The 26,756-nt window shown below is 68.5% G+C and carries 27 protein-coding genes; 16 read left to right on the top strand and 11 right to left on the bottom strand.

The annotated features are described in order from the left end of the window. Nucleotides 1-42: 42 nt before the first annotated feature. The 3 genes from EFY87_RS05165 to EFY87_RS05155 are packed head-to-tail and all read left to right on the top strand — an operon-like array spanning nt 43 to nt 1,390. Nucleotides 43-582, top strand: coding sequence for a universal stress protein (locus EFY87_RS05165; RefSeq protein ID WP_181445442.1), 540 nt, complete (start codon nt 43-45; stop codon nt 580-582). Continuing rightward, nucleotides 579-1,016, top strand: coding sequence for a fluoride efflux transporter FluC (locus tag EFY87_RS05160; RefSeq protein WP_342769099.1), 438 nt, complete (start codon nt 579-581; stop codon nt 1,014-1,016). Before EFY87_RS05165 ends, EFY87_RS05160 begins: the two co-directional genes overlap by 4 nt. Then, nucleotides 1,013-1,390 (top strand): fluoride efflux transporter FluC, encoded by a 378-nt coding sequence (locus EFY87_RS05155; protein ID WP_123270394.1) that lies wholly within the window; start codon nt 1,013-1,015, stop codon nt 1,388-1,390. Before EFY87_RS05160 ends, EFY87_RS05155 begins: the two co-directional genes overlap by 4 nt. Before the next feature lie 103 nt (nt 1,391-1,493). On the opposite strand, the gene EFY87_RS05150 is transcribed toward EFY87_RS05155, so the two are convergent. Next, the gene (locus EFY87_RS05150) at nt 1,494-2,867 is read right to left on the bottom strand and encodes an L-serine ammonia-lyase (RefSeq protein WP_123270393.1); all 1,374 of its coding nucleotides are present in this window, start codon (nt 2,865-2,867) and stop codon (nt 1,494-1,496) included. An 87-nt stretch (nt 2,868-2,954) separates the two neighbouring features. Here EFY87_RS05150 and EFY87_RS05145 point away from each other — a divergent pair, with 87 nt between their 5' ends. The 6 genes from EFY87_RS05145 to EFY87_RS05120 all read left to right on the top strand — a co-directional run bounded on the left by EFY87_RS05145 (nt 2,955) and on the right by EFY87_RS05120 (nt 7,797). Beyond that, the gene (locus EFY87_RS05145; protein WP_123270392.1) at nt 2,955-3,431 is read left to right on the top strand and encodes an Lrp/AsnC family transcriptional regulator; all 477 of its coding nucleotides are present in this window, start codon (nt 2,955-2,957) and stop codon (nt 3,429-3,431) included. Further along, the gene (locus EFY87_RS05140) at nt 3,428-4,852 is read left to right on the top strand and encodes an aspartate aminotransferase family protein (RefSeq protein WP_123270391.1); all 1,425 of its coding nucleotides are present in this window, start codon (nt 3,428-3,430) and stop codon (nt 4,850-4,852) included. Before EFY87_RS05145 ends, EFY87_RS05140 begins: the two co-directional genes overlap by 4 nt. 116 nt (nt 4,853-4,968) lie before the next feature. Continuing rightward, nucleotides 4,969-5,166, top strand: a complete 198-nt coding sequence (locus tag EFY87_RS05135) for a hypothetical protein (RefSeq protein WP_123270390.1) — start codon at nt 4,969-4,971, stop codon at nt 5,164-5,166. Between the two features lie 9 nt (nt 5,167-5,175). Further along, entirely contained in the window at nt 5,176-6,432 is a 1,257-nt protein-coding gene (locus EFY87_RS05130) for a saccharopine dehydrogenase family protein (RefSeq protein ID WP_123270389.1), read from the top strand. Between the two features lie 43 nt (nt 6,433-6,475). Continuing rightward, on the top strand, nt 6,476-7,573 hold the full coding sequence (locus tag EFY87_RS05125; protein ID WP_123270388.1) for a winged helix DNA-binding domain-containing protein: 1,098 nt from the start codon (nt 6,476-6,478) through the stop codon (nt 7,571-7,573). Between the two features lie 17 nt (nt 7,574-7,590). Then, complete coding sequence (locus EFY87_RS05120) at nt 7,591-7,797, top strand: hypothetical protein (RefSeq protein ID WP_148043257.1); 207 nt, start codon at nt 7,591-7,593, stop codon at nt 7,795-7,797. Nucleotides 7,798-7,972: 175 nt separating this feature from the next. Here EFY87_RS05120 and EFY87_RS05115 read toward each other — a convergent pair whose 3' ends face one another. The 3 genes from EFY87_RS05115 to EFY87_RS05105 all read right to left on the bottom strand — a co-directional run bounded on the left by EFY87_RS05115 (nt 7,973) and on the right by EFY87_RS05105 (nt 10,596). Next, a complete protein-coding gene (locus EFY87_RS05115) occupies nt 7,973-8,608 on the bottom strand; it encodes an SIMPL domain-containing protein (protein WP_123270386.1) in 636 nt (211 codons plus the stop codon). 27 nt (nt 8,609-8,635) lie between these two features. Beyond that, nucleotides 8,636-9,799 carry an AAA family ATPase gene (locus tag EFY87_RS05110; RefSeq protein ID WP_123270385.1) on the bottom strand — a complete coding sequence of 388 codons (1,164 nt, stop codon included), beginning with the start codon at nt 9,797-9,799 and terminating at the stop codon, nt 8,636-8,638. Between the two features lie 353 nt (nt 9,800-10,152). Then, on the bottom strand, nt 10,153-10,596 hold the full coding sequence (locus EFY87_RS05105; protein WP_123270384.1) for a hypothetical protein: 444 nt from the start codon (nt 10,594-10,596) through the stop codon (nt 10,153-10,155). On the opposite strand from EFY87_RS05105, the gene EFY87_RS21100 reads away from it, so the two are divergent. From EFY87_RS21100 to EFY87_RS20810, 3 genes are read left to right on the top strand one after another with little or no spacing between them, the layout of a single operon-like run. After that, nucleotides 10,595-10,717 carry a hypothetical protein gene (locus tag EFY87_RS21100; protein WP_281276162.1) on the top strand — a complete coding sequence of 41 codons (123 nt, stop codon included), beginning with the start codon at nt 10,595-10,597 and terminating at the stop codon, nt 10,715-10,717. The genes EFY87_RS05105 and EFY87_RS21100 overlap by 2 nt on opposite strands. Nucleotides 10,718-10,763: 46 nt before the next feature. Beyond that, nucleotides 10,764-11,918: an LOG family protein gene (locus EFY87_RS05100; protein WP_123270383.1), complete on the top strand. Its 1,155-nt coding sequence runs from the start codon at nt 10,764-10,766 to the stop codon at nt 11,916-11,918. Next, complete coding sequence (locus EFY87_RS20810; RefSeq protein WP_245988448.1) at nt 11,915-12,913, top strand: helix-turn-helix transcriptional regulator; 999 nt, start codon at nt 11,915-11,917, stop codon at nt 12,911-12,913. Before EFY87_RS05100 ends, EFY87_RS20810 begins: the two co-directional genes overlap by 4 nt. Here EFY87_RS20810 and EFY87_RS05090 read toward each other — a convergent pair. The 5 genes from EFY87_RS05090 to pyrH are packed head-to-tail and all read right to left on the bottom strand — an operon-like array spanning nt 12,870 to nt 17,168. Next, nucleotides 12,870-13,706, bottom strand: coding sequence for a phosphatase PAP2 family protein (locus EFY87_RS05090; protein ID WP_158607514.1), 837 nt, complete (start codon nt 13,704-13,706; stop codon nt 12,870-12,872). The two genes, EFY87_RS20810 and EFY87_RS05090, sit on opposite strands and share 44 nt — an antisense overlap. Nucleotides 13,707-13,732: 26 nt before the next feature. Further along, a complete protein-coding gene (gene rlmN, locus EFY87_RS05085; RefSeq protein WP_123270381.1) occupies nt 13,733-14,896 on the bottom strand; it encodes a 23S rRNA (adenine(2503)-C(2))-methyltransferase RlmN in 1,164 nt (387 codons plus the stop codon). Nucleotide 14,897: 1 nt separating this feature from the next. Beyond that, on the bottom strand, nt 14,898-15,797 hold the full coding sequence (locus EFY87_RS05080) for a phosphatidate cytidylyltransferase (RefSeq protein WP_123270380.1): 900 nt from the start codon (nt 15,795-15,797) through the stop codon (nt 14,898-14,900). Between the two features lie 21 nt (nt 15,798-15,818). Next, entirely contained in the window at nt 15,819-16,385 is a 567-nt protein-coding gene (gene frr / locus EFY87_RS05075; protein WP_123270379.1) for a ribosome recycling factor, read from the bottom strand. 51 nt (nt 16,386-16,436) lie between these two features. After that, nucleotides 16,437-17,168, bottom strand: coding sequence for a UMP kinase (pyrH, locus tag EFY87_RS05070; RefSeq protein WP_123270378.1), 732 nt, complete (start codon nt 17,166-17,168; stop codon nt 16,437-16,439). A gap of 123 nt (nt 17,169-17,291) precedes the next feature. Between pyrH and EFY87_RS05065 the strand changes: the two genes are divergently transcribed. The 4 genes from EFY87_RS05065 to EFY87_RS05050 all read left to right on the top strand — a co-directional run bounded on the left by EFY87_RS05065 (nt 17,292) and on the right by EFY87_RS05050 (nt 24,131). After that, nucleotides 17,292-18,983 (top strand): APC family permease, encoded by a 1,692-nt coding sequence (locus EFY87_RS05065; RefSeq protein ID WP_220093512.1) that lies wholly within the window; start codon nt 17,292-17,294, stop codon nt 18,981-18,983. Nucleotides 18,984-19,014: 31 nt separating this feature from the next. After that, nucleotides 19,015-22,032 carry an alpha-mannosidase gene (locus tag EFY87_RS05060; RefSeq protein WP_123270376.1) on the top strand — a complete coding sequence of 1,006 codons (3,018 nt, stop codon included), beginning with the start codon at nt 19,015-19,017 and terminating at the stop codon, nt 22,030-22,032. 244 nt (nt 22,033-22,276) lie between these two features. Next, entirely contained in the window at nt 22,277-22,855 is a 579-nt protein-coding gene (locus EFY87_RS05055) for an HNH endonuclease (RefSeq protein ID WP_123270375.1), read from the top strand. 49 nt (nt 22,856-22,904) lie between these two features. Then, on the top strand, nt 22,905-24,131 hold the full coding sequence (locus EFY87_RS05050) for a glycoside hydrolase 5 family protein (protein WP_181445441.1): 1,227 nt from the start codon (nt 22,905-22,907) through the stop codon (nt 24,129-24,131). A 4-nt stretch (nt 24,132-24,135) separates the two neighbouring features. Here the strand turns inward: EFY87_RS05050 and acs are convergent, their stop codons facing one another. Both acs and EFY87_RS05040 read right to left on the bottom strand, forming a co-directional pair. Next, nucleotides 24,136-26,103: an acetate--CoA ligase gene (gene acs, locus EFY87_RS05045; RefSeq protein ID WP_123270374.1), complete on the bottom strand. Its 1,968-nt coding sequence runs from the start codon at nt 26,101-26,103 to the stop codon at nt 24,136-24,138. Between the two features lie 11 nt (nt 26,104-26,114). Beyond that, the gene (locus tag EFY87_RS05040) at nt 26,115-26,708 is read right to left on the bottom strand and encodes an acetate uptake transporter (RefSeq protein ID WP_123270373.1); all 594 of its coding nucleotides are present in this window, start codon (nt 26,706-26,708) and stop codon (nt 26,115-26,117) included. Nucleotides 26,709-26,756: the final 48 nt, after the last annotated feature.

Genomic DNA, 26,756 nt, shown 5'->3' with positions numbered 1-26,756 from the left:
CGGGTGGGCATGCTGCCCGCGATCCAGCCGGAGGACCCCACGATGCCCGCTTCGCAGCCACCGCAGCCGAGTCCCGACCGCCTGGTGGATTTCCACGCCCACCCGATCGTGGTCGGCGTCATGCCGGGGCAGCCGCCGCTCGTCGCGCTCACCGCGCTCAACCTGGCACGCGCGGTCGGCGCACCCGGCATCCACTTCGGGTATGCCGACCAAAGCCGTTACGTCGTCGAGGAATTCCCGGACGGCTCGGTGCGGCACGCCCCGATCGACCCGGACGACGCGGACGAGCAGTGGCGCAGCACCTCCGAGACGATCATTGCGGAGCTGACCAAGGCCGTCGGCGACTCCGAGGTGCCCTGGCACTTCCACTACCTGGCCGGCCGCCCCGACCGCGCACTCACCCATCTCGCGCGGGCCGTCGACGCCGCCGGATTCGTCATCGGCACTCGCCTCGGTAAGCATCACGTACGCGAGTTCTTGAACGGGTCGGTGACCATCCGTCTGTGTCATCACCAGCACCGCCCGGTCATCACCGTGCCGCTTGAGGTCGTCGACTGGTCGGCGGGTCTGCCGTGGCAGTGACGCTGCCACGGCGGCGCGGCTCGATCGTGCACGCTCACCGGGACCCGGCCCTGCTCGGGACCGTCTTCGTCGGCGGCGCGATCGGCACGGCCATCCGTTCGCTGCTGGAGGACGCCTTCACCGTCCCGAAGGACTCCTGGCCGTGGACGACGTTCGCCATCAACGTGGTCGGCGCCTTTGTGCTCGGTTTCCTGCTCGAAGGACTGGTCCGCTCGGGCATGGACACCGGTTACCGCCGGCTGGCGCGCCTCGGCATCGGCACCGGGGTGCTGGGGGGCTTCACGACATACAGCACCTTCATGGTCGAAACGACGAAACTGCCCTGGGCACTTGCCATTTCGTATGTCGTGGGCTCCCTCGCGATCGGCGCGCTCGGCGCGTGGCTCGGCATACGCACTGCGAAGTCGCTCGTGCGCGTCGGTGAAACCGCATGACAACACTGCTGATTGCGCTATTCGGTGGCGCCGGGGCGGTGAGCCGATTCGTGCTCGACGCCGAGGTGCGCCGGCGGGCACGCGGCTCGTTCCCGGTCGGCACGTTCATCATCAACGTGCTCGGGTCGTTCGTCCTCGGCGCACTGACCGGCGCGTTCACGCACCACGCGGGGTGGCTGTCCCCGACCGCGAAGGACACCTTGGGCACCGGCCTCTGCGGCGGCTTCACGACCTTCAGCACGGCATCGGTCGAGACCGTCCGGCTCTGGCTGACCACCGGCAAGGCCGTCGGCGCCCGGTATGCCGTCGCCACGGCGCTCGTCTCACTGCTCGCCGCCTTCGCCGGCATCGCCCTCGGCGGCGTGCTCGCCTGAGCGCCGAGCGGGGTAGAAACCGCCGAGCGGGGTACATCCAGCGAGCGGATCCGCGCGGATATCTACCCCGGTCGATGGATAAGTACCCCGGTCGGCGAAATCGTCAGCACTCGATCACATTGACGGCAAGGCCGCCGCGCGCGGTCTCCTTGTACTTCACCGACATGTCGCGGCCGGTGTCGCGCATCGTCTTGATCGCCTTGTCCAGGCTCACGGTGTGTATGCCGCTGCCGTTCACCGCGAGGCGCGCGGCGTTGATCGCCTTCACACTCGCGATCGCGTTGCGCTCGATGCACGGGATCTGCACCAGCCCACCCACCGGGTCGCAGGTGAGCCCGAGGTTGTGTTCGATGCCGATCTCGGCGGCATTCTCCACCCGCGCGGGCGTACCGCCCATCACCTCGGCCAGTCCCCCAGCGGCCATCGCGCAGGCCGAGCCGACCTCGCCCTGGCAGCCGACCTCAGCACCGGAGATCGATGCATTCTCCTTGAAGAGGATGCCGATCGCCGCCGCCGCGAGCAGGAACCGAACCACCCCGTCGTCGTTCGCGCCGTCCGCGAAGTTCACGTAGTAGTGCAGCACCGCCGGGATGATCCCGGCCGCGCCATTGGTCGGCGCGGTCACGATGCGGCCACCGGACGCGTTCTCCTCGTTGACCGCGAGCGCGTAGAGGTTGACCCAGTCCATGACGCGCAGCGGGTCCTCGCGCAGCGAGCCCTTGGTCAGTTCGCGGTGCAGCTGCGGCGCGCGCCGTGGCACGCGCAGGCCGCCGGGCAGCACTCCCTCGTGCGCGATGCCGGCCCGCACGCAATCCTGCATGACCGACCACAGGTGCAGCATCCCGGCGCGCACCTCGTCCTCGGTGCGCCAGGCGAGCTCGTTGCGCAGCATCACCTCGGCAACCGAAAGCCCTTCTCGCGCACAGATTTCGAGCAACTGCGCGCCGGTCGAGAACGGAAACTCGACCGTGGTGTCGTCCAGCACGACCCGGTCCGCGCCGGTCGCGGCTTCGTCGACCACGAAACCACCGCCGACGGAGTAGTAGACGTGCGTGGCGACCAGCTCGCCCGAGGCGTCATACGCGTCGAACTGCATGCCGTTGGGGTGGGCCGGCAGGGACTTGCGCCGGTGCATGACCAGGTCCTCGTCCGGGTCCCAGCCGATCGTGCGGGTGCCGCCCAGCCGCAAGGTATGGCGCTCGCGCGCTGTCGCGACCCGCGCGTCCGTGGTGGCCGTGTCGACGGTCTCGGGCACTTCGCCTTCGAGACCCAGCACGACGGCCTTGTCGGACCCGTGTCCGTGGCCGGTCGCGCCGAGGGAACCGAAGAGCTGGGACCGCACGCGGCATACGTCCGACAACCGGCCGGACTCGACCAGCCCGTCGGCGAAGGTCTTCGCGGCCCGCATCGGGCCGACGGTGTGCGAGGACGACGGACCGATGCCGACGGAATACAGATCGAATGCACTCAACGCCATGGGTAAATCATAGTCAACACGCGACCAGGCAATGGATTCCGCGACTGATTGCTTGATTCGCTACGAAATACGTGGCAAAATGCGGCCATGGCCGAGACAAATCGCAGCGTGACCTCCGCCACGCTCGACGAAGTCTCCAAGGCGATCATCGCACGGCTGCAGACCGACGGCCGTGCTGCCTACTCCGCGATTGCTCGCGACATCGGCCTGTCCGAGGCTGCGGTGCGTCAGCGGGTGCAGCGCCTGGTCGAGTCTGAGGTGCTGCAGATCGTCGCGGTCACCGACCCCGCGCAGGTGGGCTTCGACCGCCAGGCCATGATCGGCGTGAGTGTCCGCGGCGACCTCGTGCCGGTGCAGGAAGCGCTCAGCAAGCTGCCGGAGGTTGCGTATGTCGTGCTGACCGCAGGGCGCTTCGACCTGCTGGTTGAGGTCGTCTGCGTCGACGACGAGCACCTGCTCGAGCTGCTCACAAAGCAGATCCGCACCATCGACGGGGTCAGCGAGACCGAGACCTTCGTCTACCTGAAACTTGCCAAACAACGATACGACTGGGGTACGAGATGACAACTCCCACAACCAATTCCACCGATCTCACGCCCGCCGGCACGCCGCGTGCCGAGGCGGCGCGCGACCACCTCTGGGGTCACTTCACCCGCCAGTCGGTCTACGAGCCGGTCGAGCAGGGCGGCCTCGGCGCCGCCATACCGACCATCGTCAAGGGCGAGGGCGCCTACATCTGGGACACCGAGGGCCGCAAGTACCTCGACGGCCTGGCCGGCCTGTTCACCGTACAGGTCGGGCACGGCCGCGCCGAACTCGCCGAGGCTGCAGCCGCCCAGGCCAAGGAACTGGCGTTCTTCCCGATCTGGTCCTACGCACACCGGCCGGCGATCGACCTCGCCGAGCGCCTCGCGTCCTACGCACCGGGCGACCTCAACCGGGTCTTCTTCACCACCGGCGGCGGCGAGGCGGTCGAGTCGGCGTGGAAGCTGGCCAAGCACTACTTCAAGCTGACCGGGAAGCCGGGCAAGCACAAGGTGATCAGCCGCGCGGTCGCCTACCACGGCACTCCGCAGGGTGCGCTGTCGATCACCGGGCTGCCGCCGCTCAAGGAGATGTTCGAGCCGCTGGTGCCCGGTGCGTTCAAGGTGCCCAACACCAACATCTACCGCGCACAGCCCGAATTCCGCGACGACCCCAAGGCTTTCGGGCGCTGGGCCGCCGACCGGATCGCCGAGGCGATCGAGTTCGAGGGTCCGGACACCGTGGCCGCCGTCTTCCTGGAGCCGGTGCAGAACGCCGGTGGCTGCTTCCCGCCGCCGCCCGGTTACTTCGAGCGGGTCCGCGAGATCTGCGACGAGTATGACGTCCTGCTGGTCTCCGACGAGACCATCTGCGCCTTCGGCCGCATCGGTGAGATCTTCGCCTGCAACGACTTCGGCTACACCCCGGACATCATCACCTGCGCGAAGGGTATGACGTCGGGCTACTCCCCGATCGGCGCGATGATCGCCAGCGACCGGCTGTTCGAGCCGTTCCGGCACGGCACCACGAGCTTCCCGCACGGTTACACCTTCGGCGGGCACCCGGTGTCGGCGGCGGTCGCGATGGCCAACCTGGACATCTTCGAGAAGGAGGGCCTCGTGCAGCACGTGCACGAGAACGCCCCCAAGTTCCGCAGCACGCTGGAAAAGCTGCACGACCTGCCGATCGTCGGCGACGTCCGCGGTGACGGGTTCTTCTACGGCATCGAGCTCGTCAAGGACAAGGACACCCGCGAGACCTTCGACGACGACGAGGCCGAGCGGATCCTGCGTGGCTTCCTGTCCAAGGCGCTGTATGACGCAGGCCTTTACTGCCGCGCCGACGACCGCGGCGACCCCGTGGTGCAGCTGTCCCCGCCGCTGATCATCGGGCAGACCGAGTTCGATCTGATCGAGCAGACACTGCGCTCCGTGCTGACCGAGGCGTGGTCGCTGCTCTGACATCGGTGAGTGACGGCTTCCTCGCCGAGCGACGGTGCAATTTCGCCGTCGCTCGGTGAGGGAGCCGTCATTCGCGATGGGGGTGAGGGTGCGGGCGCTGCCGTAGGCTCCCCGGCATGGAACAGCCACCGAAGTTCTGGCAGAGCGCGCGTGCCGGCACGGTGACGGCCTGGGGCTGGTCCGCGCGATCCGCCGAGGAGGCCTTCGCCGTCGCAGGCGAACGACTTGCGGTCGCACTCAAGGCGATTCGCTCCGGACTCCCCCGGACTGCCGCTCGCCTGAGGACATACCGCCGCTGCGCCCCGACGATCTAAGGTCGGACCATGTCATCGACAGTCGGCAAGGTGCTTCAGCGACAGCACGACATCGTCCTGTATGGCGCGACGGGTTTCGTCGGGAAGCTGACGGCCGCGCACCTGGCGCGCCACGCACCGGACGGGGTGCATATCGCCCTCGCCGGCCGCAGCACGTCGAGGGTCGAGGCGGTCCGCGACGGGCTGCCCGCCGCGGCCCGGGACTGGCCGATCGTCGTGGCCGATTCCTCCGACGAGGCATCCCTGCGCGCGCTGGCTGAGAGCTCGAAGGTCGTCATCAGCACGGTCGGTCCCTACGCGCGCTACGGGTTGCCGCTGGTCGGTGCGTGCGCGACGGCGGGCACCGACTACGTGGACCTCACCGGCGAGGTGCTCTTCGTCCGCGAGTCGATCGACCGATTCGCTGCCGAGGCGGAGCGCACCGGCGCCCGCATCGTCCACTCCTGCGGATTCGACTCTGTCCCATCGGATCTCGGTGCACTGGTGCTGTCGCGGGCGGTCGAGCGTGACGAGGCGGGTGAACTCGGCGACACCACCCTCTACATGGCGATGAAGGGCGGTGTCAGCGGCGGCACGATCGCGTCGGCGATGAACCAGCTCGACGAGGTGCGGGGCGACTCCGCCAAGCGCAAGCTCGCGGGCGACAAGTTCGCTCTCAGCCCCGATCGAGGTGCCGAGCCGAGCGGCGAGTGGCGGGACAGCGCCGCCGTGCGCTACTCCCCCGAGATCGGCGCGTGGACGGCGCCGTTCGTGATGGCGACCTACAACACTCGCATCGTCCGCCGCAGCAACGCATTGCTCGGGCACGCCTACGGCCGGTCGTTCCGCTACCGCGAAGTGCAGCGCGCCGGATCTGGCTGGCGGGGACGGCTCGCGGCATACGCCGTCGCGGGCGCGCTCGCTGCCGGTTTCGGCGCCATGGCGCTGCCGTTCCTGCGCCCGGTGGTGCGGCGGGTCCTGCCCTCACCCGGTGAGGGTCCGAGCGAGCAGACGCAGCAGAGCGGTCACTTCCGCGCGACGCTGTGCACGACGACCAGCACCGGTGCGTCATACCGGAGCACGGTTGCGGCCCAAGGAGATCCGGGGTATGCCGCGACGGCTGTCATGCTCGGGGAGAGCGCGTTGTGCCTGGCTGTCTCCCGCGACGACTGCCCGCTGCCGGACGGCCTGTCCGGTGGGGTGCTCACACCGGCGACGGCGCTCGGCGAGGTGCTCGTCGCTCGCCTGCGCGCGAAGGATTTCCTGATCGAAGCGGGTCGCGCCTGAATCGCGGACCGTTGCCGACCGCTGAGGTCGCTAGCGTGCGGTCATGACCGAACGCATCGTCCTGCGCGGCTCCGACGCCCGCAGGCAGATCTCCCGGATGCGGCTGCTCGCGCAGCGCCTGGCTCCCGTCACGGCGGGGACGCCGCACGAAGTCGTGCGGTGGCTGACCTGCCTGCAGGCACAAGACTTCCGGTCGGCACGGTCCGCGGTCGCGCTGCGGGCGGGTGCGGCGGTCGAAGCGGTCGACGCAGCGATCGGTGACGGCGCGATCGTGCGTTCGTGGCCGATGCGCGGGACGTTGCACCTGGTCGATGCCGCGGACCTGCGCTGGATGCTTGCGCTCACTGCGGATTCGACGCTGCGCACCGCGCGGCGGCGGCGCGAGCAACTGGAGATCACCGGCGCGGACGTCGATCACGCACTCTCCGTTGTCACGCAGACATTGCGCGGGGGCCGGGGCGCGACGCGTGCGCAGGTGTTCGAGGCGTGGAATGCCGAGGGCATCGCAACTGCCGGCCAGCGCGGCGTGCATCTGCTGGAGACGTTGTGCCTTCGGACGGAGCTCGTGCTGGGTCCGATCAGTGGCCGGCACCAGCAGTTCGTGCTTTTCGACGAATGGATCAGGTGCTCGAACCCAGTGGATCGGGTTGCCAATGTTGCAAATTGGGCGACTCGCTACTTCCGCTCGCACGGTCCGGCGACGCTTGCCGACTTTCATTGGTGGTCCGGTCTGCTGCGCCGCGACCTGGCCCCGGTGTGGGACACCGTGCGTGCCGGGCTGGCCGAAGTAGTGGCGGGCGACACGTCATACTTCCTGGCGCCGGAGACGCTCGGCGCATGGGACGAACACCGGGGCGCGACCTTGCGGCCGGTGCTGACACCAGCCTTCGACGAGATCCTGCTCGGGTATGCCGACCGCACCCCGACCCTCGATCGCGAGCATTCCGGGCGGGTCGTTCCTGGCGGCAACGGCATGTTCAAGGCGACGCTGATCGACGGCGGGCAGGCTGTCGCGACCTGGCGGCGCGCGCAGACCAAAGGCACTGCGGGCATTGAGGTTTCGCAGTTCGACGGGCTCAGTCGGCGTGCTGAGCGCGTCATCCCGGGGCTGGTCGCGCGTTACCCGTTCGCCAGTCGGTAATACCAGAGGTACGACTGTTGAAGAGAATGAGCGTGGTCGAGAAGTCGGTCTCACTGGACGAAGCCGTCGCCCTGCGGGACCGGCTCCAGGGCGTTCTCGAGTGGGAGGCCGAGGCCGGTGCGCTCACCGCACAGGAGCGAGCGGCTGGCGAAGCGCTGCTCTACCGGCTCATGAAGCTCGACTCGCCGGCCGGCGATGCACCGGACAACGTCGCCGCATCCTGAAGGGTCCTCCCTACGACACCGTCGACCTCGCGGTCGTGGAGGGTGCCCTGCGACGCGACGACGTGGTCGTGACCTTGAAGCAGGACGCATATCGAACAAGCTGCCGGTGAGCGTCCTGTCGTCATACACGAGGTGTGCGAACCGTTCGCCGAGTCGGCCGACGACTGCGGCGTAGCTAGCCGCCGAAACTCCACCGGACCTCGACCGCCACTGTCGTTTCTTCCTCACCCTGCGCGATCGGCATCGCCATACCCGCCGACGCCGCCATGGCCATGTGCCGCCGGAGCGGTGCCGGGCGATCTCGCACCTCACTGATCGACTCGGCCCGGCCGAGCGTGCGGCCGGCGAATGTCGCGTATTCGGAGGCCTTTTCGCGGGCATCGCGCACCGCTTCCTGCCGGGCTTGCGACCGGGCGACCGCGTCGGCTTCGCCGCTCAGCGAGACGTCGTCGATCTGCAGTCCGGTGCCGCACCGGTCGACCAGACTGCCCAGGAGCTCGTCGAGCTTGGCCAGGTCGGTCACGCGGACCTGGAGGTCTTGTTGTGCGTCATACCCCTGGAGTTCCTCGTGGTTGTCGACCCACGCCTTGTTGGCCGTCACCCGGACCGTGGCCGTGCGCACGTCGGTGTCGGGTATGCCGGCCTGGCGCAACACCTCGAAGGCCGCCGCGACGATGGCACCGGCTTCGGTCAGCGCGGCGCCCGGGGCGGACTCGCGGCGTTCGACCCGTAACCGCAGCATTGCCTCGGTCGTGGGCACGCGCACGGTCCCGACACCGACCACCGTGATCCCGCTCGTTTCGTCAACCATGCGTCCAGTCTGCCGCACCACCGGCCGTCAGCGGGATCCCCATTCCCACGACGGCCGGGTGAGCATGCCCTGCCCCTCGATCACGGTCTCGCCGAGGTTCTTGGTGAGCACGACCTCCTGCACCGAGCCGACGCCGCTGAAGGACAGCGCGTCGATCAGCGGCTGTGCGTGTGTGACCACCAGCAGCTGGGATCGCTTGGCAGCCAACGCAATCAGCCGGGCGAGCGGCGCGATCAGCGACGGGTGCAGCGAAGTCTCCGGCTCGTTGAGCACCATCAGTGCCGGTGGGTCGACGGTCAGCAGGGCGGTGGCCAGCAGCAGATATCGCAGCGTGCCATCCGAGAGTTCGGCAGCACGCAGCGGGCGCAGCATCCCGGGCTGGGCAATGGCGACGTCGAAGAGACCGTCGGCAATGAGCACCTGCGGCCGGGCACCGTCGAATGCGTCGGCGATGGTCTCGGTCAGCTCGTCGAATCCGCTCTCCAGGATCGTCTGCACCGCCGCCGCGAGGTCCGCGCCGTCACCGGCGAGCACCGGCGTGCGGGTGCCGACCTGTGGGCGCCGCGCCGGTGAGTCGGCATCGACCCGGAAGCCGTCGTAGAACCGCCAGGAGCCGATCTGTTCCCGGACTGCGAACACCTCGGGTGCAACCTGCGGGTCGGCATACTCCCGCAACACGCTGCGGTATGGCGCAAGGTCCCGCCGCACCTCGCTCCACCCTCGCCCGTCGCGCACCTCGATCAGGCCGCGGCGACGACGCACCGACGTCGTGGCCGGGCGCATCACCGGGCCGGTGAAGATGAGCTCTCTCTTCAGCTGAGGGTCCCGCTCGAACGCGGTCGGCAGCCCAGTCGGCTGTGGCAGGCCGAGGTCGACGAGATAGCCGAAATCGTCACTCGCGTAACCCATTCGGAGACTGATCGGGCCTTTGCGCACCGTCCCTTGCACCGGCGCGCCACGTCGCGCTCCGGCGAGCGACTCCGGGCCGGCCCAGAGCACCGATTGCAAGCCGCCCTCCCGCGCGAGCGAGCCGATCGCCCGCCCTTCTCCGCACTGTGCGAGCAGCCGCAGTGCGCGGTAGAGAGACGATTTGCCACTGCCGTTACCGCCCGTCACCACGGTGAGCGGCCCGAGCGGCACGACCACGTCACGCAGCGATCGGTAGCCGCTGACGGCGAGGGTGGTGATCATGCGGCGCAGGCTAGTGCGGTGCGGTGACAAGACCGTCCCGATCCTGATCGAGCGGACCACATACGCATTGAGCGGCCCAGTTTTCCTGGCCTGATATGTGGTCCGCTCGTTCGGTAAGTGGTCCGCTCAATCAGACGATCGTTCAGCGAGGAGCCGACGCCAAGGGCTCCGCGTAGACGACGACCAGCCCGGCACCGGGCCTACGCGAGCTTGCGAGCGTAGGCCCGGTGCCGGGCTGCGAGGAGTCGAAGCAAGAAAACCCCGCGAGACGACGACCAAGACGACGGGCGGGTTCACCGAACTTGTTCGGGTGAACCCGCCCGTCGTCTTGCGAGGAGTCGAAGCAAGAGAACTCAGCAGGGGCCGTGCAGGCCGAGGTGGGCGCGGACGGCGGCCGGGGCGATGCCGCAGCCGACGCCTGCGGTGCCGAGGTCGCGGACCTGCCAGTGACCACTGGTCTTCTGCAGCAGGACCTGGGCGGGGTCGGTCTGGCCGTTCTTCGGGGTCGCGAGCGCGGCGGCCCAGGTGCTGCCGGAGTAGCGGATCCCGCTCACCGCGACGTTGCCGGGTTTGACGACGCCGAGCAGCGGGCTGTGCAGGATGGCGGCGGTGATCTGCCGGTCCTCGTTCGCGGTGGTATGCCGCGCGGGGCTCCGGTGCACCGCCACATGAGTCGTGGCCGGAACCACGACCGAGGGCGCGTGATGTCCCAGTGCCGATGCGTGAGCGGGGGCAACGACGGCCGTCCCGGCGACGAGAAGTGCTCCGATGGCGACGGTGACCGAGGTGCGCTTCATGGTGGTGTCCTTCCTTTCCGCGGCATCCGCCGCGTTCCCCGAGAGTGCCGGGCGCATGCCGCCCGACATTGAGGAAGACGTCTCAGTCTCCCAGCAGGTTGGCGGCGTGTCCGGGCTGTGATCGGATCGTGACTTCACCTCCGGCGGACTTCCGCTTGAATCGAGCGATGGCCACCAGCGACGTCGGATCCCTTGCCGCCCTGCGACGACTGCTGACTGCTGGAACCCCGCTGCGCGGGCTGCGGCTGCAGGATCTCGACCTCGCCCAGGTCGAGCCGGAGCTGCTGGCGATCGACGACTTCACCGGCGTCGTGGTCCTCGGCGGCCGGATGAGCGACCGCCTGCACCGCCATCTGGGGGCGCACGGCGCGCTGATCTTCCCCGCCGATCCCGGGGTGCCCTTCGACGCCTGGCGGGCACACCTCTACCGGCCGCGCGAGTTGTACGCCGGGCTGCGCGAGGGCGGGTATGCCGTCACTCCGGACTACCGCACCTACCGCTGGTCGCTCGAGCCCAGCACCACGCAGGACGTCTACGCGTCTCTGCTGCGCGCGATCCACGACCACAGCATCGGGGACGCCCTGGACGAATTCATCGCGGGCAGAACGGTTGTCGGCGTCATGGGTGGCCACGACGTCGACCGCGGCACAGCCGGGTACACCACAGCTGCCCGCCTCGGACACGCCCTCGCCAGCGCCGGGTCGGTCGTCGCGACCGGCGGTGGCCCGGGCGCGATGGAGGCGGCCAACCTCGGCGCGTTGTGCACCGGCGACCGCTCGCTCGATGCCGCCCTCACCAGTCTCGCCGCCGTGCCGTCCTTCCAGCCGGACATCACCGCCTGGGCGAGGCTCGCGCTCGATGTGCGCGACCAGATCGTCCGCGACGAGGCCGAGACCGGTTCACCGCGCAGTCTCGGCATACCCACCTGGTTCTATGGGCACGAACCGCCGAACGTCTTCGCCGGCCGGGTGGCGAAGTACTTTTCCAATGCGTTGCGCGAGGACGTACTGCTGCACGTCTGCAACGGCGGGATCGTGGTGCTCCCCGGTGCGGCCGGCACTGTGCAGGAGATCTTCCAACTCGCGACCTCGCTCTACTACGCCGACCCCGCCCGGACGCTTCCTGCGCTGGTGCTGGTCGGCGAAGAGCACTGGCAGCACGACCTGCCGGTGTGGGACACCTTGCAGGCACTCGCAGCGGGCCGGCCGATGGCACACGCCATACACCTGGTGAACGACGTCGACACCGCGTGCCGCACAATTGGGTGCATAGCCAACCCACAGACTTCACCGTCCGCGGCAGGAGGTGCCCCGCAAGCGTGAGCCAACCCGTCGAGAGCTTCTCGCCGTTCGCCGTCTCCGTGTTGCGTGCGGCCGATCGCCGATTGCGCTCCGCCGATCGTGGCGACCTGATGACGCGGTATGCCGCCTGCCGCTCGGCGATGTCCGCACTCACCCGGATCGACACGTTCTACGTCGGCCTCTACATCGGGCAGACGACGCTGTCGATCCCCTATTGCGTTGACGACAAACAGTTCCTGAGCGCGGACGTGCAGCAATTCGGGCCGAACGGGCTGTCGGCCTACATCAAGTCGACGGGCCAGGACTACCGCTATCGGCAGGACGGCGGACGCCGGGTGCGCCTGGGCTGGACCATCACCGAGCGTCCGGTGCTCGATGCGATCGTGGTGCCGCTGCACGGCTTCGAGGCCAACGAGATCATCGGCATGATGTGCGTCGAGAGTTGCGTGGCGGACACCTTCGACGACGAGGCGGTGCGTGCCATGCACTGGCTGAGCCGGGCGCTGGTGTGGGAGCTGGTGCAGGACCGCAACTTCGCCGACGATCTCGGCCTCTACGAGCTCTACCCGGAGCTGGACAGCAGCCGCACCCAGAACGGCACCGACCTGCTGCGGACGCTGACCCGGGAGCTGGAACGGCTGCGCCTGGCACTGCACGGTGTCGAACTGCCGGACGACCCGGGACTCGCCGAGCCGCGGCGGCTGCTGGCCGAGGCGCGTGAGTCCGGGGAGCGACTGCATCTCGAACTCGCCGACGCGCTGGCCACGACGCAGCGCGAGCAGCCGACCCGCAAGGACAACACCGCCGGGCTGACCACCCGCGAGCTGGAGATCGCGATGCTGATCGCGGTCGACGGGCTCACCAACCGCGAACTCGCGAGCCGGCTGTTCATCTCGGAGAAGACGGTCAAGGTGCATGTGGGGAACATCCTGCGCAAGCTCGGCATCTCGCAGCGCTCAGCGATCCCCTACGTCATCGGTGAGATTCATCCATCAGCGACGCCGCCGGACCAGTAGCGACCGGCTGCGCAGCGACCGCTGTCGCAACCCGCGGATCCCGCCACCGGTGCCACAGCACCAGGGTGCCGTGCCGCAGCCACGCCGACGCGATGAGTATGGCGATCGCCGCCACGCCGTCCAGCCACCAGTGGTTCGCGGTCGCGACCACGACGAAGACGGTGACCACGAAGTGCAGCGGCCCGATGTAGCGCCAGCGTGAGGTGCTGACCCGCCACGTGTACCACCCGACGACGGCCGCGAAGAGGATGTGCACCGACGGCATGGCGCCGAAGTTGTCCACGGAGAAGCCGGCGTTGTAGACCGACTCGCCATAGAGCTCGGCGGTGTCGACATACCCGGGCAGCAGCCGCGGCGGCGCGACCGCGAGAAACTGCACGAAGAAGCAGCCGAGGGTGCTCAGCGCGAGCGTGGTGCGCACCGCCGGATAGTCGTCCCGGTGGCGAAAGAACAGCCACAGCAGGAAGATTCCCATCACGGTGAAGTGCATGCTGGCGTAGAAGAGGTTGGCCAGTCGCACCACGTCCGGGTGTCCCAGGATGAGGTTCTGCACGCTGCGCTCGTTCGGGAAACCGAGCATCGACTGGGTGCGCTCGATCCAGTGCGCCCGCCCGATCGCGTCTCCGCCGTCGCTGGAGGTCACCTTCTGGATGATCTGCCAGAAGGAGAACAGCAACGCGATGAGCGACGCCTCCCGGCAGACGATCGCCAGCCCGGGCCGGCGGGTGCGCAGCAGTGCCCACAGCGCGCCGAGCACGACACCGAGCGCCAGCGCCTGGCGCCAGTTCAGCATCAGATTGGGCATGTGCATCTATGCCGTCAGGCGGTCGAGGCCGCGAGCTGGCCGCACGCGCCGTCGATGTCGGAACCGCGCGTGTCCCGGATCGTCGTGGGTATGCCGTAGGCCCGCAACCGCTCGACGAACTGTTGCTCGACGCCCTTGCGGGACGCGGTCCACTTCGAGCCGGGCGTCGGGTTGAGCGGGATCGGGTTGACGTGCACCCAGCCCTTGCCGCGGGCGCGCAGCTTCTCCCCGAGCAGGTCGGCGCGCCACGCGTGGTCGTTGATGTCCTTGATCAGCGCGTATTCGATCGACACGCGCCGGCCGGTCGCGTCGTAGTAGCGGTATGCCGCGTCCAGCGCCTCGTCGACACTCCACCGGGTGTTGATCGGCACCAGCTCGTTGCGCAACTCGTCGTCCGGCGCGTGCAGCGAGAGCGCGAGGGTGACCGGGATCCCCTCGGCGGCCAGCTTGTCGATCGCCGGGACCAGGCCGACCGTCGACATCGTCAGGTGCCGCGCCGACATGCCGAGTCCGGCGGGGGCGGGGTCGACCAGCCGATGGATCGCGTTGACCGCCTGGCGGTAGTTGGCGAGCGCTTCGCCCATGCCCATGAAGACCACGTTGGACACCCGCAGCGGCGCCTCACGCGACTCGTCGTCGCCGCCCGCGAGCGCGCCGGCCCGCAGCATCCGGGCGCCTGCGACGACCTGCTCGACGATCTCGGCGGTGGTCAGGTTGCGGGTCAGCCCCTCCTGGCCGGTGGCGCAGAACGGGCAGTTCATTCCGCAGCCGGCCTGGCTCGAGATGCACATCGTGACCCGTCCCGGATAGCGCATCAGAACCGACTCGACCAGTGCGCCGTCGAAGAGGCGCCATACCTGCTTGATCGTCCGCCCGTCGTCGGCCTCCAGCGACCGGACGGGGGTGAGCAGCTGCGGCAACATCGCGCCGACCAGCTCGGCGCGACCGGCCGCGGGCAGATCGGTCATCTCCGCGGGCTCGGTGACGAAGTGCTCGAAGTAGTGCGTGGACAGTTGTTTGGCACGAAAACCTTTGTGCCCCAGCGCTTCCACCGCCGCCTTGCGGCCCGCCTCGTCGAAGTCGGCGAGGTGCTGCGGCGGCTTGCCCCGACGCGGCGCCGCGAAAGTCAGCTGCCCGGGGACGGGCCGGCGAGTGGTGGGGTCGGGCAGACCGGTCATGTCATTTCACCGCCACAAGGGGGGTCAGCACGGCCCAGGCGACGGGCACCACGACCAGCAGGGAATCCAGCCGGTCCATCAGGCCGCCGTGCCCGGGGATCAGGTTGCTCATGTCCTTGATGCCGAGGTCGCGCTTGATCATCGACTCGCACAGGTCACCCACTGTTGCCGCGATCACCGCGAGCGCGCCGAGCAGCGCGCCGACCCACCAGCGGCCATCGAGGATGAGCCAGACGCCGAGTGCGCCGCCGACGACACACGCCGTCACCGAGCCGCTGAAGCCCTCCCAGGACTTCTTCGGAGAGACGCTGGGCGCCATCGGGTGCTTGCCGGCGATCACCCCGACGATGTAGCCGCCGATGTCGCTGCAGATGGTCACCAGGATGAACACGACGATCCGCTCCGGGCCGTCGTCGGCCGCCAGGAGCAGCATGGCGAAGCCGACCAGCGCCGGGACGTAGAGCAGCACCAGCGCGCCCGCAGCCAGGTCGGGCAGCATGCCGTCGGAGTGACCGAACGAACGCCATACGATCACCAGCAGCGCGGCCGCGAGCACCGAGAAGGCCAGGGCGGTGGCACCCCAGACATAGGCGATGAGGGGTATGACGGCAGCCGCCGCCAGGGTGGGGACCACGGGCGGGTGCAGCTTGCCCTGAGTCATCGCGCGCAGCAATTCCATGCAGCCGATGACCGACGCGACCATCGCCACCGCGACGAAGACTTCCTTCTTGACGAAGAGACTGAGCACCACGATCACCCCGAGCAGTACCCCGACGCCGATGGCGGCGTAGAGGTTGCGGCCGGCGCGAGGCGTCGGGTTGTGCGCAGCCAACTCGCCCGCGGCGGGCGGGTCGGCCGTGCGCGCTTCCCGGGCGTGCCGGCGGGAGGTGGGCTCAGACATCAGCGGAGGTGGGAGCGAACCTCAGACTTCGAGGAGCTCGGCCTCCTTGCCCTTCAGCAGCTCGTCGACGGTCTCGACATGCTTCTTGGTGATGCTCTCCAGCTCCTTCTCATGCCGGCTGCCCTCGTCCTCGCCGATGTCGCCGTCTTTCACCGCGCGGTCGATGTCTTCCTTGGCCTTGCGGCGGATGTTACGGATGGACACCTTGGCATCCTCACCCTTGGTGCGGGCGAGCTTGATGTAGTCGCGCCGACGCTCCTCGGTGAGGGCCGGCAGCACGATGCGGATCAGGTTGCCGTCGTTGCTGGGGTTGACGCCGAGGTCGCTGTCCCGCAGCGCCTTCTCGATGCCCGCCATCGCGCTCTTGTCGAACGGCTGGATGAGCACGGTGCGCGCCTCCGGGGTCTGGAAGGACGCCAGCTGCTGCAACGGGGTCGGCGCGCCGTAGTAGTCGACCGTCAGCTTGTTGAACATCGCAGCGTTCGCACGGCCGGTGCGGATCGAGGCGAAATCCTCCTTGGCGACCTCGATCGCCTTCTCCATCTTCTCCTCGGCCTCGAACAGGCTGTCGTCGATGCTGCCGTCCATGGTGTGGTGACCTTCTTCTCGTATGACGTGGGTATGACGTGCTGGCCGCGCTCAGGCGCTCACCAATGTGCCGATCTTCTCACCCTGCAGCGCCTGGCTGATATTCCCCGCGCCCTCCATGCCGAAGACCCGCATCGGCAGTTCGTTGTCCATGCAGAGGCTGAAGGCTGCCGCGTCGACGATGCGCAGGTTCTGGGCGAGCGCCTCGGCGAAGGTGAGCGAGTCCAGCTTGGTGGCCCCCGGGTCCTTCTTCGGGTCGGCCGTGTAGACGCCGTCGACGCCGTTCTTGGCGTAGAGGACGATGTCGCACTTGATCTCCAGCGCGCGCTGCGCACTGACGGTGTCGGTGGAGAAGAACGGCATACCGGCGCCGGCGCCGAAGATGACCACGCGGCCCTTCTCCAGGTGCCGCATCGCGCGGCGCGGGATGTAGGGCTCGGCGACCTGGCCCATCGTGATGGCGGTCTGCACGCGGGTGTCGATGCCTTCCTTCTCCAGGAAGTCCTGCAGCGCAAGGCAATTCATCACCGTGCCGAGCATGCCCATGTAGTCGGCGCGGGTGCGGTCCATGCCGCGTTCCTGCAGCTCGGCGCCACGGAAGAAGTTGCCGCCGCCGACGACGACCGCGATCTGCACCCCGGCGCGCGTGGCTGCGGCAATCTGCTCGGCGATGCCGCGCACGACGTCCGGGTCGAGCCCGATCTGCCCGCCGCCGAACACCTCACCGGAAAGTTTGAGCAGCACCCGCTGCGGAGCATCCGGCGGACTGGAGGGACTGAACATCGGCGCGGCCTCCCGGTGGGGCGGAAATGCGGTCGGTAGATCCTGCCACAGGGCGCAGCCCCCGGATCCGGCCGGGTGATCGCTTTCCCCCACGACCCGATCCGCGAAGTACATACTGGGGCAATGGATCAGGCAGCGACGACATCAGCGGGCATGGATCAGCAGTCGGCGGCGGACGGTGAGGACCGCAAGCTACGCAAGGAACTCGGGCTGTGGTCGCTGATGGCGGCCGGTGTCGGCAGCGTGATCGGCTCCGGCTGGCTGTTCTCCTCGATGTATGCCGCCCAGACCGCCGGGCCGGCAGCGCTCATCGCGTGGGTCATCGCCGGCGCGCTGATGCTGATGGTCGCGCTGGTCTTCGCCGAGCTGGGCATGGTGCGGCCCGAATCCGGTGGCTTGGTGCGCTATCCGCTGTATTCCAACGGGCGGCTCGCCGCCAGCATCGTCGGCTGGGCGATGTGGCTGTCGTATGTCGCGAACCCGCCCAGCGAGGCCGCCGCGGTCGTGCAGTACGCGTCCAAGTGGTGGCACGGGGTCTACAGCTCCAGCGCCGGCAAGCTGACCACCCTCGGCACCTGTGTCGCGGTGGCGCTGATGATCGTCTTCGTCATCATCAACTACTTCGGCGTGAAGTCGTTCGCCCGCTCCAACAACATCGTGACCGCGGTGAAGATCTGCATCCCGATCATCACCGTGATCCTGCTGCTGGCCAGCGGCTTCGGGGCCAACCACAAGGCCGGCGGGCTGAGCCACAACATCAGCTCGCACGGCTTCGCGCCATACGGCATCAGCGCGGCGTTCAGCGCCATCGCCTCCGGCGGGCTGATCTTCGCCTACACCGGCTTCCGCAATGTGATCGAGCTGTCCGGTGAGGCGGCCAACGCCCGACGTGACATCCCGCGCGCGATGGTGGTCACCATCGTCTTCTCGATCGCGCTCTACCTGTGCCTGCAGCTGGGCTACCTCGGCTCGCTGCCGAGCAGCGAACTGGCACACGCGACCGGCTGGCACGGCGTCAATCTGGACTCGCCGTTCGCCGACCTGGCCAAGATGCTCGGCTTCACCTGGCTGTCCTGGCTGCTGATCGCCGACTCCTCGATCTCGCCGTCCGGGTCGGGCATCGTCTACACCGCGGCCAACGCGCGCAACGTCTTCGGGCTGGCCAAGAACGGCTTCTTCCCGCGCGTCGTCATGAAGGTCAGCGACAAGACCGGCGTGCCGGTGGTCGCGATGCTGGTCAACTTCGTGCTCGGCGCCGCGATGATGGTGCTGCTGCCGAGCTGGCACGACATCGTGGAGGTGCTCAGCGCGCTGGTCGCCATGACGTTCTCCATCGGCTCGGTCTCGCTGCTGGTCTTCCGCAACGTCGGCCTCGGCGGGCGGGCACAGCGGCTGCGGGGTATGCCGATCGTGGCGCCGCTCGCCTTCATGGTCAGCTCGCTGGTCATTCTGTGGACCGCATGGGACACCCTGCTGAAGACGCTGATCCCGATCGTGATCGGGCTGGTCTGGTTCGCCGTCTCGTTCGCGCGCGGCAACCGCGACCCCGGGGACATCGGCGGCGGTCTGTGGCTGGTCGTCTACCTGGTCTTCACGTATGGCGTCGCCGCGCTCGGCAGCTATGGCGGGTCGGGTGTCATCGGGTCGCCGTGGGACTCGATCATCGTCGCCATCGGTTCGCTTGCCCTCTACTGGTGGGGCGTGCGCGCCGGCACCACCTACCTCAAGGGTCATGAGCGGCTGCTGATGGTGCTGAAGGATCGCGCCGGAGACGACACCGACATACTGTCGAAGGTCGACCCCACGACAACCTGACCCGTCCGATTCGCCCAGGAGCACCCGACCAGTGCATGACCGCCGCAAGCTCACCGAAGACCGCATCGCCCGCGTCCTGACCGAACGCATCCGCCCGAAGATCTATCGCGCCGTCGGAGAGCTGAGCGTGTCCGCGTGGCACGTCGGCGGCGGGCAGGGCGAGCCGGTGTCCCCCGCCGGGGCGCTGGGGGCGGCATACGAACCGTTCGCGGTGGGCGAGGCGTGGGGTCCACCGTGGGGCACCACGTGGTTCCGCCTCACCGCGGACGTCCCGGCGCCGGATCCGGCCGGCCCGACCGAACTGGTCGTCGACCTCGGCTGGGCGGACCACTCCCCCGGCTTCCAGGCCGAAGGGCTGGTCTACCGTCCCGACGGTTCCGTCGTGAAGGGACTCAATCCCCGCAACGGCTGGATCCCGGTGCGCCCGAACGAAACTCGCGTCGAGTTGTATGTCGAAGCGGCCGCCAACCCGCTGCTGCTGGAGGTGCACCCCTTCCTGCCAACGCAGCTGGGCGACAAGGAGACCGCCGGCGACCGGCCGCTCTACCGGCTGGCCCGCGCCGACGTCTGCGTGCGCGACACCTCGGTGTGGGAGCTGGCCGCGGACCTGGAGGTGCTCGACCAGCTGATGCGAACGCTGCCGGAGTATGACGGCTGGCGGGCCGAGCTATGTCTGGGACTGGACCGGGCGCTGGACGCCGTCGATCTGTCCGACGTGCCGGGCAGTGCGTCCGCTGCGCGGGAACTGCTGGCGCCGCTGCTGGCCCGCCGGTCCGCGGAGGGCGCGCACCGGATCAGCGCCGTCGGGCACGCGCACATCGACTCGGCCTGGCTGTGGCCGGTGCGCGAGACGGTCCGCAAGGTCGCTCGCACCACCGCCAACGTGACACACCTGCTGGACGAGCACCCCGAACTGGTCTATGCGATGTCGAGTGCGCAGCAATACGAGTGGCTGGAACAGCAGCGGCCGGAGGTCTTTCGGCGACTGGCCGAGCAGGTGCGGGCCGGACGGTTCCTGCCGACCGGCGGCATGTGGGTCGAGTCGGATACGAACATGGTGGGCGGCGAGGCGATGGTCCGGCAGTTCGTCATGGGTCAGGGCTACTTCCGGGAGAAGTTCGGCATCACCTGCCGCGAGGTGTGGCTGCCCGACTCGTTCGGCTACTCCGCGGCGCTACCGCAGATCGCGCGCCAGGCAGGCTGCACTCACTTCCTCACCCAGAAGATCAGCTGGAACCAGCAGAACGTCTTTCCGCACCACACCTTCTGGTGGGAAGGCATCGACGGCACCCGCGTCTTCACACACTTCCCACCCGTCGACACCTACACAGCCGAGCTGACCGGGCGCGAACTCGCCCACGCGGCAACGAATTTCCGCGACAAGGGCGCGACCAACCTGTCCCTCGTGCCGTTCGGATATGGCGACGGCGGTGGCGGCCCGACCCGGGAGATGCTGCAGCACGCCACGCGGACCCGTGACCTGGAGGGCTCACCGCGGGTGGCCATCGAGTCGCCCGCGCAGTTCTTCGAGCGGGCGCAGGCGGCATACCCGGACGCGCCAGTGTGGGCCGGGGAGCTCTATCTGGAGTTGCACCGCGGCACCTACACCAGCCAGGCTCGCACCAAGGAGGGCAACCGGCGCAGCGAACACCTGCTGCGCGAGGCCGAGCTGTGGGCGACCACTGCGGCGGTGCGCGGGCTCGCCGATTATCCGGTCGCGGAGCTGCGGCGGATCTGGAAAACCGTTCTGCTGCAACAGTTTCACGACATACTCCCCGGAAGCTCGATCGCATGGGTGCATCGCGAAGCGGCCGAGAATTACGCGCGAGTCGAGGCGGAGCTGGAAGCGCTCATCGCCGACCGGCTCGCGCTGCTCGCCGGGACGGGGTCGGACACTGTTACCTTCAACGCGACACCGTTCGACGGAGGGGCGCCGTCACTGGGCGGGGCGGTGCTGCCATCGCCCGCCGAAGCGGTCCGCATCGAGCGCGGCGACGACGCGGTCGTGCTGGACAACGGGGTGCTGCGGGTCGTGGTCGACGCTGCGGGCACGGTCGTCAGTTTGGTGGATCTCGCGACCGGGCGGGACGTCATACCCCATGGTGAGCGGGCGAATCTGCTGCAGTTGCACCAGGATTTCCCGAACAAGTGGGATGCGTGGGATCTCGACGAGTTCTATCGCCATACCCGCACGGACCTCACCGAGACCGACGAACTCGACGCGCAGCGGACCGACGACGGCGATGTGGAGATCGCCGTGCGCCGCAGTTTCGGATCGTCGGAGGTGCTCCAACGCATGCGCCTCTCCCCCGGGTGCCGCCAGCTGGACTGCACGGTCGAGGTCGACTGGCACGAGCGGGAACGGGTGCTGAAGGTTGCCGTGCCGATCGACGTGCACACGACGCAGGCGGCGTTCGAGACGCAGTTCGGCCACGTGATGCGGCCGACGCACACCAACACCAGCTGGGATGCTGCACGGTTCGAGGTGTGCGCGCATCGCTTCGTGCACGTCGCCGAGCGCGGATTCGGTGCTGCTGTTGTCAATTCGGCCACCTACGGCCACGAAGTGACCCGCCACGAGGCGCCCGGCGGGGGCACCTGGTCCACGGTGCGACTGTCGCTGCTGCGCGCCCCACGCTTCCCCGACCCGGAGACCGACCAGGGCCGGCACGTGCGGCGCTACGCGATCGTCGTGGCGCCAGACGTCGCCGACGCGGTTGCCGCCGGCTACCGGATCAACCTGCCGCCACGGCAAGCCAGCGGGTCGGCGGTCGAGCCGTTGCTGCGGGTCGGCGGCCCGGGCACCGTGGCGATCGAGGCGATGAAGCTCGCCGAGGACGGCAGCGGTGACGTGATCGTGCGCCTCTACGAGCCACTGGGGGCACGCGCGAACGTCACGCTGGAGCCGGCCTTCGAGCACTCCGGCGTGCGCCAGGTCGACCTGCTGGAGGACGGCATCGCGCCGGACGGCCTCACGACCACTGACGGGCGAATCCAGCTGTTGTTGCGGCCTTTCCAGCTGGTGACAGTGCGTTTCATCCGCGGCTGACAGCGGCTACTTGCTCGCAAGGGGTAGCGGAGAACTTCCGCGTCGAGCGGGGTAGTTCCGCACCGAGCGGGGTAGTTCCGCACCGAGCGGGGTACATCCCCCGCGCGATTCGGCGCAGATATGTACCCCGGTCGGCGAGGAAGTACCCCGCTCGGCGAACAGGCGCGCACCAGGCCGGCCCGGCCCGCGACCTGTGCACAACCCACCCAAAAGAAGGGATGTGGATAACACTTGTCGCCGAAACATGTTTCATACGAACAGAATTCGGGTATATTCGAACACATCCGGACCCATCCCCGCCGACCTCGCCCGCCAACTGATCACCAGCGGCGACACGAACAAGGACGAGGGCACCGGCAAGGGCAAGGCCAGCCGCACCGGCAAGGACACGGACGCCCGGGTGCAGGTCCGGCGGTTGTTCACCCACCCCGGCACCGGCGACCTGATCGGCATGGAATCCCGCGCACACACCTACCCCGGGCTCCTCGCCCACCTCATCCGATTGCGTGACCACATCTGCCGCACACCGTTCTGCAACGGGACGATCCGGCACATCGACCACATCCGCCCCCACGCCACCGGCGGCGCCACCACCGAACGCGACGGCCAAGGACTCTGCGAACGCTGCAACTACCTCAAAGAACACCCCGACTACACCGTCACCGGCCACGCCGGACAAACCACCACCACCACGACCGGCAGCCTGACCGCGACCAGTCACCCACCCCCACCGCCCGGGCTACCCCCACCCACCCGCTCACACACCGAACGCACCCTCATCGACTTCATCTGGATCCAGGACATCCACCGAGAAGCCAGCTGACCTGGCACTATCAGCGCGGGCGACGGCAGCGCACTAGAGTTCCCGGATCATGACCACGGACGCTTCGACCGCATCGCGCCCACTGCGCTTCGGCGCCAACTACGTTCCGTCCCGGGGCTGGTTCTACAGCTGGCTCGACTTCGACGAAGACGCCGCTGCACGTGACCTGGCTGACCTGGCCGGGCTCGGGATGGACCACGTACGGGTCTTCCCGATCTGGCCGTGGATCCAGCCCGGCCGCGGGCACCTGCGCCGGTCCGCCATCGACGACGTGCGCCGGCTGGTCCGCATCGCGGGCGGCCTCGGGCTGGACGTGTCAATCGACCTGGTGCAAGGCCACCTGTCCAGCTTCGACTTCGTGCCGTCGTGGGCACTGACCTGGCACCGCGCGAGCATCTTCGAGGACGACCGGGTGCGCGACGGGCTGCGCGCCTACGCCACGGCCATGGTTGGCGAATTGGCCGGCGAATCCGACGTTTTCGCCTTCACGCTCGGCAACGAGGTGAACAACCTCTGGCCGGACAATGCGACGACGATCGACGCGTCCAGCCGGTGGGCCGCTGAGCTCGTCGGCACCATCCGCACCCACGCCCGCCCGGACCAGCTCGTGGTGCACTCGCTCTTCGACGACGCGTTCTACACGCCCGGTCATCCGTTCGGCGCGGCCGACGTCGTGCGACTGGGCGATGTCTCGTCAGTGCACTCATGGGTGTTCAACGGCACCTCCGCGATCGACGGTCCGCTCGGCCCGGCGACGACGAGCCACGCGGCATACCTCGCCGAACTCGCGATCGCCTGCGGCGGCCCGGACCGCCCGGTATGGCTGCAAGAGGTCGGAGCACCCCTGCCCGACATCCCGGCCGACCACGCCGCCGAATTCGTCCGGCGCGCAGTCGCTTCCGTCGCCGCACTCCCCCAGCTGACCGGCGTCACCTGGTGGTGCTCGCACGACATCGACCGCAGCCAGCTCGACTTCCCCGAGCGCGAATACGACCTGGGCCTCTTCACCGTGGACCACCAGGCCAAACCAGCCGCGCACGCGCTGGCCGACGCGATCGAGCGCGCCCGCCGGAGCGCCCCGCTGCCCGCGACCGATCGCCCCTCCATCACCGCACCCGCAAACCTGCTCGCTGACCCAGCAACCCGCGAATCAGTAGCTCCCGGAAGCGAATTCCACCGCGCCTGGGTCGCGGCGGGCGAGCAAGGCGACGGCACCGTCATACCAGCACGGATCCAGCTGCCGACTGATCCGGCAGCTGGATCCGTGGGGGGTTGACCTCTCAGCTCTCGCTGCTGGCGTTCATCCCCTGCTCGATCGCACCAATCACCGAGGAGTCGGCGAGCGTCGTGACGTCGCCCACCTCACGGTGCTCGGCCACGTCGCGCAGCAGCCGCCGCATGATCTTGCCCGACCGGGTCTTCGGCAGCTCCGAGACGACCAGGATGTTGCGCGGCCGGGCGATGGCGCCGATCTCGGACGAGACGTGCTTGCGCAGTTCGTCCACCACGTCGTCCCCGCCGCCCTGCGCACTCTCCCGCAGGATGACGAACGCAACGACCGCCTGACCGGTGGTGACGTCCGAAGCGCCCACGACCGCAGCCTCGGCGACCTTCGGGTGCGACACCAGCGCCGACTCGATCTCTGTCGTCGACAGCCGGTGACCCGACACGTTCATCACGTCGTCCACCCGGCCGAGCACCCAGATGTCGCCGTCCTCGTCGCGCTTGGCGCCGTCGCCCGCGAAGTAGACGTCCTTGAAGCGCGACCAGTAGGTGTCGACGTATCGCTGGTCGTCGCCCCACACGGTGCGCAGCATCGCCGGCCACGGACGCTTCAGCACTAGGTAGCCGCCGGAGCCGTTGGGCACCGAATCCCCGGCGTCATCAACGACATCCGCGGACACGCCGGGCAGCGGGTTCATTGCCGAACCCGGTTTGCCACTGGTGACGCCGGGCAGCGGGCTGATCATGATCATCCCGGTCTCGGTCTGCCACCAGGTGTCGACGACCGGGGTCTTGCCGCCGCCGATGTTGTCGCGATACCAGACGTAGGCCTCCGGGTTGATCGGCTCGCCGACCGACCCGATCAGCCGCAGCGACGTCAGGTCGTGCTGCGCCGGCACCTCGGCACCGATCTTCATGAAAGTGCGGATCGCGGTCGGGGCGCAGTAGAGGATCGTCGCCCGGTACTTCGCGATGATCTCCCACCAGCGGCCCGGGTGCGGAGTGTCCGGCGTGCCTTCGTACATCACCGACGTGGTGCCGTTGGCCAGCGGGCCGTAGACGATGTAGGAGTGGCCGGTCACCCAGCCGATGTCGGCAGCCGTCCAGTAGACGTCCGTCTCCGGCTTGATGTCGAAGACCGCCCAGTGGGTGTATGACGTGCCCACCAGGTAGCCGCCCGTCGTGTGCAGGATGCCCTTCGGCTTGCCGGTGGTGCCCGAGGTGTACATGACGTAGAGCGGGTGTTCGGAGTCGAACGCCTCCGGGGTGTGCTCGGTCGACTGCTTGCCGACGAAGTCGTCCCACCACAGGTCGCGGCCTTCGGTCCAGTCCACGTCCTGCCCGGTGCGCTTGACCACCAGCACGTTGCGGACGTCGGGGCACTCGGCGAGCGCCTCGTCGACCGCCGGCTTCAGGGCCGACGGCTTGCCCTTGCGGTTACCGCCGTCGGAGGTGATCACGATGCCGGCCTGACAGTCGACGATCCGGTCGCGCAGCGCGGTCGCGGAGAAGCCGCCGAACACCACCGTGTGCGGTGCACCGATACGGGCGCAGGCCAGCATCGCCACGACCGTCTCCGGGATCATCGGCATGTAGATCGCGACGCGGTCGCCGGTCCTCACCCCGAGCTCGATGAGCGCGTTCGCAGCCTGGCAGACCTCGTCCTTCAGCTGCGCGTAGGTGATGGTGCGGGTGTCGCCCGGCTCGCCCTCGAAGTAGTAGGCGACCCGGTCGCCGTTGCCGGCCTCGACGTGCCGGTCCAGGCAGTTGTATGCCGCATTGAGCTTGCCCCCGACATACCACTTCGCGAACGGCGCCTTCGACCAGTCGAGCACCTGCTCAAACGGTGTCTCCCAGGTGATGCGCTCCGCCTGCTTGGCCCAGAACGCCTCCGGGTCCGCCTCCGCCTCGGCATACAGGTCGGCCGTGGCATTGGCCGCCGCCGCGAACTCGGCCGGCGGGTCGAAGTGTCGCGTCTCGTGCAGCAGATTGGACAGGGTCGGTTCGCTCGATGATTCACTCACGGGTCTACTCCTCAGCGCGGGAACGTCGGCAGGACTGTGCGCTTGAACGTGAAGTTCGCCACCGTGGCGAACGACGCGTACCAAGCCGCGATCGCCGTCAACAACCCAAGATAGCCGCCGACCTTGGTCAGTTCGGTGCTGTTGCCGAAGTCACCGAAGGCGAGCAGGAAGAAGGTGATCGTCAACAGGATGAAGACCACCAGCACCGCGCCGCTCACCCGGATGGCGGCGACCGTCATGTAGAGCGTGAAGATGCCCCACGCGAGCAGATAGAGGCCGAGCCCCTTGTGCAGGTCGGCGCCTGCCCCGGAAAGGTCGGTGTGGCCGGTCAGGTACCAGAAGGAGAGCCAGAAGGCGCCATACGAACAGAACGCGGTCGCGCCGAAGACGTTGCCCTTGGTGAACTCCCAGATGCCCGCGACCAGTTGCGCGCCACCGCCATACGCAAAGGCGAGGCCGAACACGACGGGTTCGACCTTCGCGGGGACGATGCCGGCGTTGACCACGCTCAGCACGAACGTCGTGAGCGCGAAAGCGCCCAGGCCCAGGGCGGCCGGATCGGCGATATGCGCGCCGGGTGCCGGGCGCGTTGTCGTCTCGGACATGCTGTCTCCTTGTGGGTCGGTCGGTGCGACGGCATACGCCGTCGAACG

Source organism: Flexivirga caeni, from assembly GCF_003724155.1.
In the GTDB taxonomy this organism is placed as follows: domain Bacteria; phylum Actinomycetota; class Actinomycetes; order Actinomycetales; family Dermatophilaceae; genus Flexivirga; species Flexivirga caeni.
Note: the sequence above shows the minus strand (reverse complement) of the source record. Positions and strands in the feature narration are given on the sequence as shown.